This is a genomic window from Actinomadura mexicana (assembly GCF_900188105.1).
Lineage (GTDB): Bacteria > Actinomycetota > Actinomycetes > Streptosporangiales > Streptosporangiaceae > Spirillospora > Spirillospora mexicana.
The window spans coordinates 286845-301563 of the sequence record NZ_FZNP01000005.1; the positions used below are offsets into that span (position 1 = coordinate 286845).

Genomic DNA, 14719 nt, shown 5'->3' on the forward strand with positions numbered 1-14719 from the left:
GGTCAGCGCGGGGCGGGTTCCTCGCTCGGGTCGTCGGCGTGGTTGAAGTACTTGGCCAGGTAGTACCGGTACATGGCGCCGGTGGCGGGCGGGACCTCTCCCCACTTCTTGACGGTCTGATAGCCGGAGAAGTGGTCAGCGTTGATCTCGATGTCGATTGAGGACGCGCTCACGACGTAGCCGGTGGAGAGGTCCTGCCGCTCGTGCTCGGTCTTGAACCTGCCGACGTACTGGCCGAGGAAGCGTTTGCCGTCCACATCGACGTCCAGGCCGAGTTCGTCCTCGGCGATGCGGGCGATGACGTCGTCGATGCCCTCCGGCTTGAACATGCGCAGGCCGGGGAGTGCCCACTTATTCTGGTAGGGCGCGATGGTGCGTCGGACGAGCACGACGCCGCCGTCCTCCGGAAGTTCCACGACGAGGTCGAACGTGGGGATCACCGCGTATTCGAGGATGCCCTCGAAGACCTCTCTCGGGGCGAACTTCACCTCTGGGCGCTTGCGCGACGTCATGGCAGATTCCTCTCAAGGGCCTGCGCAGCCGTGCGCCAGACCTGGTCGTTGTCGGGCAGGACGATGGCGTTCTCGACCAGTTCTATCGTGCGGGCCCGGCTCCCCGTCCTCGGATCATGTGCGATGTCGCCTACCCGAAACAGCATCTGGAAAGCGGCAGGCCGGGAACGAAGTTGGTCCACGAGTTCCCGGAGGACATCCTTGTCCTGGAAGATCAGGCCGAGCGCCCGGGTGCCGGTGCCGTGGGTGCCGCCAAAGCTGATCACTGCGCGACCATCGTCCAGCGCGACGGGTGAGAGATAGTTCCGGAGTTTGGTCACGAGGAGATAGTCCTCCAGGAGAACGCCGTCCTCGTCGACTCGCGGCACGAAGCTGCGACCAGGGCCCTGGATACGCCAATTGGGCCGCTCAACCATGCCCCGTCCCGCGACGAAACGCCGAGCGACAGCTCCCTCGGCAACCTGGTTCTTGGAGAGGACCCATCGGTAAGGCAGGTCCACCGGTGCATCACCCAGGGCCAGCGAATCGGCGTCCCCATCGGGCTCGTAGCCGAACAGGACGCGGGAGAGCCCTTCCGCCGTCGGGCTACCGATCAGCACCAGGTCATGCGTGACGTGCGCGCGTATCTCGTCCTCGATCCGCAGGCGCCCCGCCTGTTGGGCCCGGATGTAGTCATTCCCGCTCGCCGCGACGAGACCATGGAGGTTGTCGGGATGAAGGGACTCGTTGTAGAGGACGTGCCGTGAGTCATGCCGGTAGGCGACCATCCGGCCCTGATGCAGGCCGAGGGCCTCCTTGGCGACGTCTGCCTGCTGCCGCAACCTGGCAGTTCTCTTCATCCATTTCGACGCGCTGGACGACACGGTCACCAAGCCACTGGCTCCGGCCACTTCGGACGCGATCGTCAGTACCGCGCTGATGTCCACGCCGGCCCCCGGGTCGACTGGCGCACGTCGGGTCGTGCTCGTAGAACTATCTTCGACCGGATGCGCCAACAACGCACGAAAACGGACAGAACACGCGCACTTCGCTGGCTGGCGGTCGGTATTCGGAAGAGCCCGGACGTTCAGCCTTCCGTTGGCTCGTTGCCTCTTCGACGGAGCCGCTGTTCGGCCTCTCGGCGTGCCGGACGACGGATCAGGTCGTAGGCCTGCTTGCGCGCGACATGGGTGAAGACCTCCTTGAATTCGGGATCTTCACCGAAGAAGCGCCGCACGAGCGTGTCGTTGGCCTTGGCTCGCTCCCCCACTACTCGGCGCAGGTGCCTGTCGAAGACCTGGCCGAACTTGTCGATATCGTCGTTGGCGAGCCCGGCCTGCTGGATCGCATGGTTTTCAGCGAGCGCCACGACCTGCTGCCCGTACCAGATCTGGTCACCAGTATCGAGGCCCCAGCCGAACCGGTCGTTGATCTCCGCGATCACCTGGCCCAGTGGAACCTCCTCCTCGTCCCGGGCGCTTCCGCCGCCTTCGGGTGAGAATGCGGGGAGCACGACGGCGCCTTCCGGCTCGACGCCGGCATCCCCTTCGCCGGAACGGACGATCCGCAGATGGGTCAGATCAACCGGCCCGATGTCGACACCGCCGCCTGATCCCGGCTGGATCCGGTTGGCGAGGAACGAGCCGTAGCGGTACAGCCCTTCGAGATCGAGGTCGGCGAAACCGGCGATCTGCGACAGGTAGCTGTAGGCACGGATGAACTGGTCCAGCGACTTCCGGAAACCGTCCGCCGCTTCGAGGTCCGTTTCGAGGAGGCGGTCATAGCGGTCGCGGGCGGGATCGGTCAATCTGATGAGCTGCGCGTGGGCCTGCTCGATCTGCTGGCGGGTCGTACCGGACTGTTCCGCCTCGGCTTGGACACGGGCGAAGGCCGCGATCTCAGTGTCGTCGAGCAGCTGATAGCCCTTGACGTCCCGCTCCTTGACGTAGAGCAGGTTGGGGTCGGCAGGTTCGGCGTTCGCCTCCTCGAAGTAAGGCTTGAACGCCTTCTGGATCGACTCGGCGTCGTTGGCGAAGTCCAGGACCCAGACATCGTCCTGCGTCTTGAGCGGGTGTACGCGGTTGAGTCGCGACAGCGTCTGGACCGCGGCGACGCCATCGAGCTTCTTGTCCACGTACATCGCGGTGAGCAACGGCTCGTCGAAGCCGGTCTGGTACTTGTCGGCGACCACGAGTATCCGGTACTCGGCCTGATCCCGCGTCGCCGCGTGCGGGTCGTCGGCCTTCACATAGCCGAACCGCGCCGGCAGCTGGCTGGGCGGAAACCCGTTGAGCTTCGCTTCGGTGTAGTCGATGCCGTCGATCGAGAGAGTGTCGGAGAACGCGACCAGCGCGCCGCAGTCCGCGAACTCTCGCTTGTCGACGTAGGAGCGGATCGCCTGGTAGAGCACGACGGCCTGCTTACGCGACGCCGTGACCACCATCGCCTTCGCCCGCCCGGACAGCCTGGGCATGATGTGCTCGCGATAGTGATCAACGATGATCTGGGCCTGCTGATCGACAGCGGCAGGGTTGAGCTTGACCGCCCTCACCAGTGCAGCCCGGGCCTTGCGTGCGTCGACCGTCCGCTCGGGCTCGTCCACGGCCGCATTGCGCAGCCGGAAGTAGGTGTCGTATGTGCTGTACTTGCGCAGCACGTCGAGGATGAAGCCCTCGGAGATCGCCTGCCGCATGGAGTAGGTGTGGAACGGCTCCATCTTCCGCGTCACCGGACTCCGCTGCCCGAACAGGTTCAGTGTCTTGTCCTTGGGCGTGGCAGTGAACGCGAAGTAGGAGAGATTCGGGTGCTTACCTCGCGCACTGGCGGAAGCTGTCAGAACATCCTGCTCGTCGTCCTCGCCCTGCCCGAGAAGCTTCTTCACCGCGTCGGCCGAACTGCCGGACTGCGACGAGTGCGCCTCGTCCACCACGATCGCGTACCGCCGCCCCGGCATGTCGGCGATCTTGTCCTGGACGAACGAGAACTTCTGCTGCGTCGTGATGATGATCCGAGCCTCGGCCCCGGTCAGCGCCTCCGCGAGCTGAGCCGAATCGTTGTCGATGCGATGGACGACACCGGCCACGTGATCGAACTGGTGAATCGTGTCCTGTAGCTGCTTGTCCAGGACAAGGCGGTCGGTCATCACGATCACCTTGTCGAACACGAGCTGGTTCTGCTCCAGCCCCTTCGCCCGTCCACCCGCGGAGATCTCCCGCGGATCCTCGGGCGTGTGCAAGGACGACAGCCGATGCACCAGCCAAGCAATCGAATTCGACTTCCCAGACCCCGCCGAATGCATCACCAGGTAGTTCTCTCCGGCGCCATTCCGCGCGGCGTGACCCGTCAGTCGACGCACCACGTCCCACTGGTGATAGCGCGGAAAGATCAACGGCTTCCGGTGCGCATCACCACGCTTGGAGACCGGCGCCCGCCCCTTCTTGATGCTCTCGTCCGCGACGTGCAGAAAGCGGCCGATCAGCTCAAGCCAGGCATCTCGCTGCCACACTTTCTCCCACAGGTAGGAGGTGCGGTAAGTCCCCGGAGGAGCATCGGCCGGCAACGGCGGATTGCCTGCCTCGCCTCTCTCACCGGCCCCGCCGCTCCCAAGGTTGAACGGCAGGAACCGTGTCTCCTCCCCCGCCAGCCGTGTCGCCAGAAAAACGAGGTCCTGGTCAATGGCAAAGTGCACGAGGGTCCGCCGCGCGAACAACAACTCTTTCGGATCCCGCGTCTCCCGATACTGCCGCTTGCAGTCTTCGACGTTGGATTTGGTGCCCTGATTCTTCAACTCCGCCGTCGCGACCGGAATCCCGTTGAGGAACAAGGCCACGTCCAAGCGTTTGAGCGGGTCCTTCGCGGAGTATCCGAGCTGCCTGACGACCGTCAGCCGGTTCTGTTCGTACTGATCGAGCGCGCCAGCGGCCAGCGTGTGACTCGGCCGGAAGAACGCCAACTTGATAAGGACGCCCTGGTCTTTCACCCCGTGCCGCAGAACCTCCAGCGCACCCCGGTCATCGATCTGCCGTGCGACGAGCTTCCCGAACTCCCGCATCGCAACATCGACCGCAGAGTTCTGATCGAGAGACCCTGGCCGGTACTCCTCACGCACGCCGCGCCGCCGAAGAAGTTCGTTCCACTCATCGATCTGCGTAGCACCGATGAAGGTGAACATCTCCCCGGTGTCGAGCCCGAGCTCCCGGTCATAGTGACCGGCCAGCCCCCGCTCCCACCCGGACCGGAGCATCGCCGACTCGATGGCGTCCTCGAACGGCTCCTCAGCGTGCGCAGCCTTCATTCCCGAAACCCTCGCGCGGTCGTCACATCCATCTGCCCTGTAACGGCCGCCGTAACCAACGCCCGCTTCCGCTCCTCCAGCAGCTCCAACTGCCGCTCAATCGCCAAACGAAGCTCTGCCGCTCGCGCCTGCGACTCCCGCATCATGCCCACGACCCTCCGTTGCTCTTCGAGAGGTACAGCAGGAATGGGCCATTCTTTTATTTCACCGACTTTGAGATTGGCCATGGATTGCGAGGTTCCATGAGAGGCAGCGCCGCACAGGGCTCGCACTCGACTGCCCGCAGCCATCTGCGACAAAAATTCTTTGTCCAAACCTGAAGTCACTTCGACCCGAAAAATCTTATCGCAGAGCAGAAGCTGTGCGCGGGGGTTGCGCGCCACCGTGACCGCTCCCACCAAGAGTGGCGTATTTGCTCGAGTGACAAGCAGATCACCATCCCTTACTTCGAACCTATGCTCCGGATAGAGATCATCAGGCAACCGTTTGTTCTCACCCGAATGAAATTGACCACCTTTGACAGCACTGACCTTCAGAACTCCCCATTCGCCCCCCACAGCCTCCACATTGTCACACTGCGGACTAACACCCTGCTCAACTCGAAGTATAAAACGCCTGAACGGAAGACACCCGTACCTTGCACTCAATCTATCAATCTCGAGATCAAGAAAGGCTCGCTCACGCTCCACAACCCTATCGACCACCCGTCCGTGAAGCAGGGCCAGACGGTCAATCCGAGCAACTTCTGCATCAAGGAATTCGGCGATCCGCCGCTGCTCAGCCGAGACGGGCAGTGTCACCTTAATGTCCGCGAGGTCTTCCCAATAGAGACGCCATTGAGCCGGGCGGATACCCTTCGATCGGGCCCCATACTCAGCAATAAGTGGTTTGGACCGGAGCAAATAGTGCAAGAACGGACCGTAAACACGCGAGTCGACGGTGCAGACCAGATAGTCCGGACTGACAATTCCCTCATAAGAGGAAACACCCAGCGACCCTTGCCAAGCCTTCATTTTGTTGATGACAAGGTCACCAGGCTTCACAACCTGGTAGCGCGTTAGATCAAGCGGTGTCTTGTTAAAGTTGTCATCCCTGGACGCCTTCGGGATGACACCGTGGTCACGATAGACCGACAGAACCTCAAACTCAGGCCGATTGGCCTCCTCTTGAGGACGAAGTAGATAGCGAAGGTGAACTACCTCTTCAGTCATTTCGTCACCTCGGAGAGGAGGTGCTGGATCTGGGATTCCAGTTCCTTCAGTTCGGCGTCGATCTCCTCGAGAGGACGGGGTGGCTTGTACACATAAAAATGGCGAGTGAAAGGGATCTCGTAGCCGATCTTGGCGCGGGTCTTCTCGCCGGTCTTGGGGTCCTTGACCTCGGCTATCCAGGCGTCGGAGACGTGGGGGCGGACCTCGCGTTTGAAGTACTCGTCGATGTCCTCCTTGAGGGGGACGTTCTCGTTGTCACGCAGGTCGGGGTCGGGAAGCGGCTCGCCCTTCTTGGTCTGGAGTTCGCCTTCGGGGTCGCTGACGGCGACGACGTTCCAGATCGCCTTGTCGACCGAGGTTCCCGGCCAGGCGATGCCGGCCTCGGCCGCGGCCACGAGCAAGTCGTGCTTGGCTTCGGCTCGGGTCGGCCAGGTGGTGCCGATGAACGGCTTGAGCGCGTCCAGGAGGGCTTCGCGGTCGGCGTACTTGGCGAAGGGCTTGGCCTCGGCGAGTACCGCAAGAATGTCCTCGGTGATCTCGAAGCGCTGGCGCAGGGGACGGTCGATGGTGATGCGCTGGTAGCCGAAGTCCTCGTTATCGAAGATCTTCACCTTGCGATGGCCGGGGTGGTCTGCATCCTTGGCCGCCTCGAACGCTACGCGGTAGAGACGGCTGATCTCATCGATGTGCTCGTCCGGAATGTACTTGCGCTTCTCCCCCATCGACTTGCGCATCTTGGCCCAGTTGTCGCGGGCGTCCAGAAGGACGACCTTCCCCTGGTGCTCCTTGTCCTTGCGGTTGGACAGGATCCAGATGTAGGTGGAGATCCCGGTGTTGTGGAAGATCTGGTCGGGGAGGGCGACGATCGTCTCCAGCAGGTCGCGTTCCAGGATCCAGCGGCGGATCTCCGACTCACCCGACCCGGCGCCGCCGGTGAACAGCGGCGAGCCGTTGAGGACGATGCCGATGCGGCTGCCGCCGTCCGCCGGGGCGCGCATCTTCGAGATCATGTGCTGGAGGAACAGGAACGAGCCGTCGTTGATCCTGGGCAGGCCTGCGCCGAACCGGCCGGAGTGGCGCAGGACCTCGTGCTCGCGGCGGACCTTCTCCTCGATCTTCTTCCAGTCCACGCCGAACGGCGGGTTCGCGAGCATGTAGTCGAAGGTGCGCCCGCTGTAGTGGTCGTCGGTGAAGGAGTTGCCGAGCTTGATGTTCGCGGGGTCCTGCCCCTTGATCATCATGTCGGACCGGCAGATCGCGTACGACTCCTCGTTGAGTTCCTGGCCGAAGAGCTCGACGTTGACGCCCTCGGTCTGCGCCCGGATGTGCTCCTCGGAGGCGCTGAGCATCCCGCCCGTCCCGCACGCCGGGTCGTAGATGTTGATCACGTCGCCGGGCTGGAGGCGACCGAGGTCGGGGGCGAGCAGCAGGTTGACCATGAGCTTGATGACCTCGCGGGCCGTGAAGTGCTCACCCGCGGTCTCATTGGAGGTGTCCGCGAACCTGCGGATGAGATCCTCGAAGACGAAACCCATCTGGTGGTTGTTGACGTCCTCCGGGCTCAGCGGAAACCCGGCGAACGCCTGGACGACCTTGTAGAGCAGCTTGCGGGAGTTCAGGACTTCCACGCGCTGGCGGAAGTCGTACTTGTCCAGGATCTCGGCGGCCTCGGCGGTGAAGCCGTTGATGTAGTCGACGAGGTTCATGTGGACCTCGTTCACGTCGGACGCGATCGTCGCGAAGTTCTGCTTCGAGCGGTTGAAGAACTTCAGGCCCAACTCGTCGCAGATGAGCTCGTCCTTGTCGGGGAAGTCGTACAGCCTGTCCTTCTCCTCGACGAGCTTGCGGGTCGGCTCCAGGACGTAGTCCATCCGGCGCAGCACCGTGAACGGCAAAATGATCTTGCCGTACTCCGAGCGCTTGTACTCGCCGCGGAGCAGGTCGGCGACCTTCCAGACGAGACCTGCCAGCTGGGATTCCGTGGTCGCCAACGTCACATGCCTTTCGGTTCTTGGTGGGGGGCCGGGACGAAGGCCCCGGACGTGAGGCCATCCTGCGCCAGCCGTACGACATCCTGGCCGACCCGGACCGTCCGCTGCAGGAGGTCCGCGAACTCGGCGAGCTTCCGGAACTCCGCGCCGTACCTGCGCTGCTCGGCGAGCGGCAACCTCGGGATCATGGCGCGGCGCGGGTCGAAGCGGAAGGTTCCGGTACCGGTCACCGCTTGGCGGACGTTCTGCTCGCTGTGCAGGAACCCCGCGACGAAGTCAGGATCGAGCACGGTCTGGTCGCAGCGGATGAGATGCCGGTCGGGGGTGGGCCCGTCAAGGCCGAGGGTCGACTCCTTGCGGACGACGACGGGCCTTTCACTGGGATCGAGAACAGGGACGAGGATGTCGCCGACCTCCAGATCGATCCGCATCCGGGGGAGTTCTCGGTTGAGGATGACGTCCAGTGCCTGGGCTTTGACGAGTTCCGAAAGCGACACCATGGGCCAGTCGGCCGGAACGTCCGCTCTGGACATCCTCGGTGGCTGCTGCTTGGACAGACACCCGAGGACGGGTGTCAACTCGTTCACCGCCTCCTCATGTGCCCGGACGAGATCGTCCTCGTCGCGCTGGACGTACCGCGCCGGCGTCAGGTCGACATCGTCATCGAGGAGTTCGATGACAGGGACCTTCGCGCTGACACCGGGCTCGTCCTCGTACTGGTGCCACCAGTCGCCCTCGATCTCCCGCACGCGCTCGCGGTCGAAGCGGGAGCCGTCGATCATGCGAACGCACGTCGCGGGCCCGATGGCTCCGCTGATCTCGCCGTCATCGTCTATGTATCCCGTGCTCGGGCGTATGAGCACCCACAGATGCAGCCCGAGCGAATGGCCTCCGGCAAGGCCCGGAGGCAACGCGATGACCTCCCGCAGAGCGCCGCGCCGGAGCATCTCACCGCGGATCCGGCGTCCCGAGCGGCGGGCCGCGGCGGCGATCGGCATGGCGACGATCGCGATCCCACCCGGTCGGATATGCGCGTAGCAGTGCTGCAACCAGGCGAGCTCAGGCTCCGCACGAGGCGGCAGCCCGAACTCCCACCGGGCGTCGTAGCCGAGTTCATCGTGGCCCCACTCGCGGTCCCCGGTCGGCGGGTCGCACACGACGACGGCCGCGCCGTCCGGTCCACCCGGCGTTCCGGCGAACTGGTCGTTCCGCAGCGAGTCGCCCTGCCGGATGATCTCCGGCCCGACTCCGCACCACTGGATGCGATACCAAGCGATACGTGCCACCGCAGGATCGCGTTCCTGCCCGGCCCTGGACCCCCCGATGCCGAGCTTCTTGCCAAGCGCCTGGAGGAGGTTCCCCGTCCCGCAGGACGGGTCGAAGACGGCTCCGTCCAATACGGGCGGAACCATGGCCGCGATGACGGTCGCGAGGTCGAGCGGTGTCACGACGATGGCGCGGTCTGTGGAGTCGACGTAGCGGCTGTGTAGATCCTCGAAGATCTGTTCCGGGATACCCTCGCGCGCCATCTCCACGAGCAACCGCCACGTGGGGACCTGATCCGGTCGCAACCCGTCCGCGAACGGGCTCCCCCCGGGAATCCGGCCTTGCGTCACGAAAGAGGCCACGGCCTCGGGCAACCGCTCCGCCAGCTCCTCGTCGGGCAGGACGGCAAGGTCTTCCCATGCGCTTCGCGTGTCCCCCACGAAGGCGAGAAGGACCGCGACGTCCGCCAGCGTATCGACGAGCCGCCGGTCGTCGCCATAGGACCTGAGCCGCTGCCAAAGGCGATCAGTGGCCGGTATGGCGCGGAGCTTTCCCCGATCACGCAACCACGTCTCCACCTCGGCCAGAGCGAACAGCGGTTTGACCGAGGAGCCGCCCGCCGGCGCCGGGAAGTCCCGGTGCCGACGCCGCCAGTTGCTCACCGCGGACCGCTCGACTCCGGCCAGCCGGGCGATCTCCGCTCCGCTCACGAGCGACCCGTCACCCATCGCCACGCCCTCCCTCGTCCGTGTGCGACATCCTAGACCGAGCCGTCTTGTTAGCGCGAGTCGACGGAATCAAGTTGTTAGCGTCGCGCACACATGCTTCACTGGCTTAGCGCGACCGACTGGCAACGGAGCGAGTTCACACTAGCCCCACGGTTCCCCCCTGTCGGCCGAGTTTCAGAGTCACCGGCCTTGTCCGTCCCGAACTCGCCGCCGCCGCGTGGCGCTCGTCCTGAAGGAGCCGCCTATGTCCCGCTGGTTCAAGTGCGACCTGCAGGTCGGAACCCCCGCGTGGGGCTTCACCCTCCCGTGCGACACCACGTACGACTTCGACGATCCGGCCGACCGGGAGGCCTTCTCGGATCGCTACATGGCCGCGCTGAAGGAGCGCGGCATCGAGGTCATCGCCTTGGCCGAGCATCACTCCGCCAACTGGCTGGACGATCTGCAGGAGGCGGGAGAGCGCGCCGGGATCACGGTCTTCCCCGGCGTGGAGGTGACGACCGGCAGCGGAGCCGACGGCGTCCACCTGATCCTCATCGGCGGCCTGGAGAAGACCGCCCAGGACATCGATTACCTGCTGGACGTCTGCTGCGGCTTCGACAGGGACCGGCATCCCCGGTTCGATCCGCGGACGAACAAGCCGGCTCCGGCGCGCAAGTCAATCGACGACCTGCTGGAGACGGTTCCTCCCGGGTGGCTGGTGATCGCGCCGCACGCACTCAGCGAAAACGGCATCGCGTCGGGGAAGAGCATCGAAGGATCCCTTCGCTGGAAGGCGATGCACCATGATCGCCTCTCGGCTCTCGATGTCGGCCGGGGTGACGACGAGAAGCAGCCCCCCGGCGGCAAGACCTGGAACCAGCGCTTCAGGGCGCGCGACCTCGACTACCTCCCCGCGGTCAAGCGACTGGCGTACGTCAGCACGTCCGATGCCTACCGCCTGGAGTCGCTAGGGACGCGCTTCACGTGGATCCGTATGGAGGAGCCGACGCTGGAGGGGCTGCGGCAGGCGTTCCTCGACTTCGGCTCCCGCATCCTGCGCGACTGCGACGAGCGGCTCAAGAACATGCCGGCCGGCGACCCGAACCGCGTCGAGCACAGCTGGTTGCAGAGGCTGCACCTGGGCGGGACCCTGGGCAACTCCAAGGACGCGCTGACCCTGGAGTTCACCCCCGGTCTGAACGTGATCATCGGTGGGCGCGGCGCGGGCAAGTCGACCGTCGTTTCGGGGATCCGTCAGATCTACGGAGATGTAGAGGGCCTTCCGGAAGGGCTCAGCAAGGAGGCGAAAGCGTTCCAGGACCGCGTGTTCGGCCGCGCCGACCTTACGTGCGTTCACCGACTGCCGGTATCCGGAGAGGAACAGGCGGCTCTGTGGAGCAAGGCCGAGGGACAGCGCACCGCTCGCGGCGGACAATTGACGCCGACCACGTTCCCTGTGCGCGTATTCGCCCAGAAGGAGTTGTTCGAGCGGGTCGCGGGCGACGCCGACGACGTGCACTCCTCGTCCCGCAACTTGCTGAAGCTGGTGGACGAGGCACTGGATGCCTCGGGCACGCAACCGGTCGCCGCGTTCGAAGCAACGCTCGCCCAGGGCCAGAACTCCCTGACGTCCCGTATCACGGAACGGCTGCAGGCCGAACGTGAGGTCGGACAACTGGACGCCCTGCGTGCCCGGACAGGAGAACTGAGCCGCCAGGTGGAACACCTCGACGACCCCGCAACGCAGGAGCGCCGAGGGCGAAACGAGCAAATCAATCAGGAACACAGGGACCTCGAAGCCCACGCGGAAAGCCTACGCATAGTGATCACAGAGCTGGAGAAGTCGACCAACGCGCTTCTGCCTCCCACCCAGCCCAGCGCCGTGGACGGCCCCCCAGTCGGCGTCCCCGGTGAGCACTACGCAGAGCTGGGCAGGATCCGCACCGCCCTGCGCACTTCCGTGCTGGAGGCCGTGGCGAAGGCCGCACGGGAGGCCGATGCCGCCAAGGACGCCCGCCGCTCCGGCGAGTGGGCGGACCGGGTCCGCGCAGCTCGGGAGGACGACAAGGCGTACCAGGCGGAACTTGCCGAACTCGGAGTGGACACAGCGGCCTACCTGAGCCTGCGGGAGGACCTCGCGCAGATGATGGGCCGTATCCGGGCACTGGAAGCAAGCGCACGAAAGCTGCCGTCCCTGCGCCAGCAGGAGGCGTACGCCGCCGAAGAACTCGACGTCACACACGACAACCGCCGGCGGCTGCGGCAGCACTTTCTGGGTGAGATCGCACGACGGAGCGGAACGCTGCGGTTCGCTTTCCAGCAGCACGGCGATTGGGGAGGCTGGGAACGGGACGTCCGCACTCTTCTTGGCCTTCGCTCCGACGGCTACATCGAGGAGGTGCGTTCGCTGGCCAGATGGCTCTGGGACTGCGCCGAGGAATCGACGAGCAATCGGGTGCGGACCTGGCGGACCGCTCTCATCGACAACGACTTCAACCCCGTGAGCCGGGAGCTGCCGCTCCGCTCCGCCTGGTGGACGAAGCTCACCCAGCTCGATCAGGCGGTCCGAATTCGCCTGTGCTCCTTGCTGGCCGATGACGTTGTGGTCATGAAGTTCCTGCGGGAGGGCGGGGCCCCGGAAAAGGCGGCCGACTGGCAGGAGGTGACCCAGGGATCACCTGGCCAGCGGAGCGCCGCGATGCTCAGCTTCGTCTTCCATCAGGGCGAAGAGCCTCTCGTCCTCGACCAGCCCGAAGACGATCTCGACACCACCCTGATCTCCGAGCTGATCGTCGCGCAGTTGCGTGGCAGCCGGTGGCGGAGGCAGATCATCGTCGTGACCCACAACGCCAACATCCCGGTGCTCGGCGACGCCGACCGCGTCATCGTCCTGGAGAACACGGACGGCTCCATCCGTATTCGCAACTCCACGAGGCCGCACATGGGCTCCATCGACGTGCAGGAGGTCAGGACTGACATCCAGAACGTCATGGAGGGGGGCGTCAGCGCGTTCGTCATGCGCGAGCGCAAGTACGACAACGAACTCAGCAACTACCGGAAGGACGCTGCGAGCATGCAGCAGGGCAAAGCCATGCGGTCCTGATGCCGGTGGTGCACGGACTGACGCGGAAGCGGGCGTGGGCGGAAGCACATGATCCGGATGGGGCCTCGGCAAAGGTTGTCGGGCGGTGGAAGCGGGGTGAAACTTGTTGGCGAACACCCCCGCCGTCCAATTCCGGGAAGGCTCATGGCGAAATTCAACCTGTCGCCCAAGATCCTTGACGTTCTCGACTTCGGCACGCCGTCCGCGGAGCGCGACATCTCCCGGGGGCTGGAGAAGTACTTCGTGGAGTCCGCGGCCTACAACCGCGTCCGGTCCGGCGCGAAGACGATCCTGATGGGCAACCGCGGGGCCGGGAAGAGCGCGATCTTCAAGGTGCTGGCCAAGCGGGAGCGCGCCGCCGGCAGCCACGTGCTCGAACTGTCGCCCGAGGACTACTCCTACGAGCTGCTCAGCTCCACCATGGCGGCGGAGAGCGCGGGCTCGTGGGCCAAGCAGGGCGCCTACGCCGCCGCGTGGAAGTACCTGATCCACGTGCTGGTCATGAAGGCGCTCGCGCGCAAGGGGATGCGGCTCACCAAGAACGGCGGCCGGCAGATCCACAACTACATCCGGGACAGCCACGGCGCCCAGCAGCTCGGTCCCCTGTCGCTGCTGGTCTCCTACCTCAAGCGGCTGGAGGCCGTGAAGATCGGGCCGATCGAGGCCGGCGTGCGGACCCGCGAGCTGGACCGCCTCTACCAGCTGGAGGAGATCCAGAGCCTGCTGCCGGCGCTGCGCAAGGTGCTGGACAACCAGCGGGTGGTGGTGCTCGTGGACGAGCTGGACCGCGGCTGGGACTCCTCCGAGGACGCCAAGGCGTTCGTGTCCGGGCTGTTCCAGGCGTGCGTGTCCATCAACGCGCTGCACCCGAACCTGCGCGTCTACATCTCGCTGCGGCAGGAGCTGTACGACGACATCCCCGCCCTGTACGACGACGCGCAGAAGCACCGGGACCTGCTGGAGAAGATCTCCTGGTCGGAGGACTCGCTGCTCGAGATGATCGCCAGGCGGATCCGGCACTCGGCCCACGAGAACGGCTTCGCCGTGGACGCCCTCGAACGCGCCGGGGACCGGGCCTGCTGGTCGGCGGTCTTCGCGCCGCCGCCGCCGGGCAGGGGGCGGGACGGGTCGTTCGGCTACATGGTCGACCGGACGCTGTACCGGCCGAGGGAGCTCATCCAGTTCTGCTCGGAGGCGCTGGAGCAGGCCAGGGCCCGGCGCTCCAAGCTCCCCGTGCCGTACTCGGCGATCGAGCGGTCGGAGTACGGCTACTCCACCGAACGGACGAAGGACATCGCCGCCGAGTACCGCTCCCAGTACCCCGGGCTGCTGAGCGTGTTCGAGGTGTTCCGCAGCCGTCCCCCGGTGTTCGCCCGCGACGAGCTGGAACTGCTCTGCCTGGAGCTGGCCTGCGGCGACGTCCCCACGCACCGGACCGGGTCGTGGCTTCCCTCGTGCGACCCGAACGAGCTGATCGAGATCCTGTGGCGGGCGGGCCTGTTGACGGCGCGGGCGTCCGCGGAGGGTCGGTTCCTCGGCAGCCACCAGGTCCAGCACCTCAACCTGGCGGCCGTGCGCCGGTTCCGCGTCCACGCGATGTTCCACGCCTCGCTCGGCATCGAAGCCGCGGGGGCCGGGAACACCGGCGGTTGA

8 protein-coding genes are annotated in these 14719 nt (G+C 65.3%); 2 read left to right on the forward strand and 6 right to left on the reverse strand.

Going from position 1 to position 14719, the window contains the following annotated elements; translation table 11 throughout:
- Positions 1–2 precede the first annotated feature (2 nt).
- The 6 genes from CHC11_RS15280 to CHC11_RS15300 form a co-directional block, all read right to left on the reverse strand.
- A complete protein-coding gene (locus CHC11_RS15280; protein ID WP_089312375.1) occupies positions 3–512 on the reverse strand; it encodes an NUDIX domain-containing protein in 510 nt (169 codons plus the stop codon).
- Complete coding sequence (locus tag CHC11_RS15285) at positions 509–1438, reverse strand: hypothetical protein (protein ID WP_089312376.1); 930 nt, start codon at positions 1436–1438, stop codon at positions 509–511. Before CHC11_RS15285 ends, CHC11_RS15280 begins: the two co-directional genes overlap by 4 nt.
- Before the next feature lie 140 nt (positions 1439–1578).
- Positions 1579–4785: a type I restriction endonuclease subunit R gene (locus CHC11_RS15290; RefSeq protein WP_089312377.1), complete on the reverse strand. Its 3207-nt coding sequence runs from the start codon at positions 4783–4785 to the stop codon at positions 1579–1581.
- On the reverse strand, positions 4782–5996 hold the full coding sequence (locus CHC11_RS40335) for a restriction endonuclease subunit S domain-containing protein (RefSeq protein ID WP_143227076.1): 1215 nt from the start codon (positions 5994–5996) through the stop codon (positions 4782–4784). The genes CHC11_RS15290 and CHC11_RS40335 overlap by 4 nt, the downstream gene beginning before the upstream one ends.
- Positions 5993–7987, reverse strand: a complete 1995-nt coding sequence (locus CHC11_RS15295) for a type I restriction-modification system subunit M (RefSeq protein ID WP_089312601.1) — start codon at positions 7985–7987, stop codon at positions 5993–5995. Before CHC11_RS15295 ends, CHC11_RS40335 begins: the two co-directional genes overlap by 4 nt.
- Positions 7988–7989: 2 nt before the next feature.
- Positions 7990–9981, reverse strand: a complete 1992-nt coding sequence (locus CHC11_RS15300) for an N-6 DNA methylase (RefSeq protein ID WP_245919299.1) — start codon at positions 9979–9981, stop codon at positions 7990–7992.
- Between the two features lie 244 nt (positions 9982–10225).
- On the opposite strand from CHC11_RS15300, the gene CHC11_RS15305 reads away from it, so the two are divergent.
- Entirely contained in the window at positions 10226–13066 is a 2841-nt protein-coding gene (locus CHC11_RS15305) for a TrlF family AAA-like ATPase (RefSeq protein WP_089312379.1), read from the forward strand.
- 144 nt (positions 13067–13210) lie between these two features.
- Positions 13211–14719 (forward strand): P-loop ATPase, Sll1717 family, encoded by a 1509-nt coding sequence (locus CHC11_RS15310; RefSeq protein ID WP_218826102.1) that lies wholly within the window; start codon positions 13211–13213, stop codon positions 14717–14719.

Excerpts from the sequence above, each read along its gene's own strand:
- CHC11_RS40335 (WP_143227076.1), bottom strand. The coding sequence starts at position 5,996 with ATGACTGAAGAGGTAGTTCACCTTCGCTATCTACTTCGTCCTCAAGAG.
- CHC11_RS15310 (WP_218826102.1), top strand. The coding sequence starts at position 13,211 with ATGGCGAAATTCAACCTGTCGCCCAAGATCCTTGACGTTCTCGACTTC.
- CHC11_RS15300 (WP_245919299.1), bottom strand. The coding sequence starts at position 9,981 with ATGGGTGACGGGTCGCTCGTGAGCGGAGCGGAGATCGCCCGGCTGGCC.
- CHC11_RS15305 (WP_089312379.1), top strand. The coding sequence starts at position 10,226 with ATGTCCCGCTGGTTCAAGTGCGACCTGCAGGTCGGAACCCCCGCGTGG.
- CHC11_RS15280 (WP_089312375.1), bottom strand. The coding sequence starts at position 512 with ATGACGTCGCGCAAGCGCCCAGAGGTGAAGTTCGCCCCGAGAGAGGTC.
- CHC11_RS15290 (WP_089312377.1), bottom strand. The coding sequence starts at position 4,785 with ATGAAGGCTGCGCACGCTGAGGAGCCGTTCGAGGACGCCATCGAGTCG.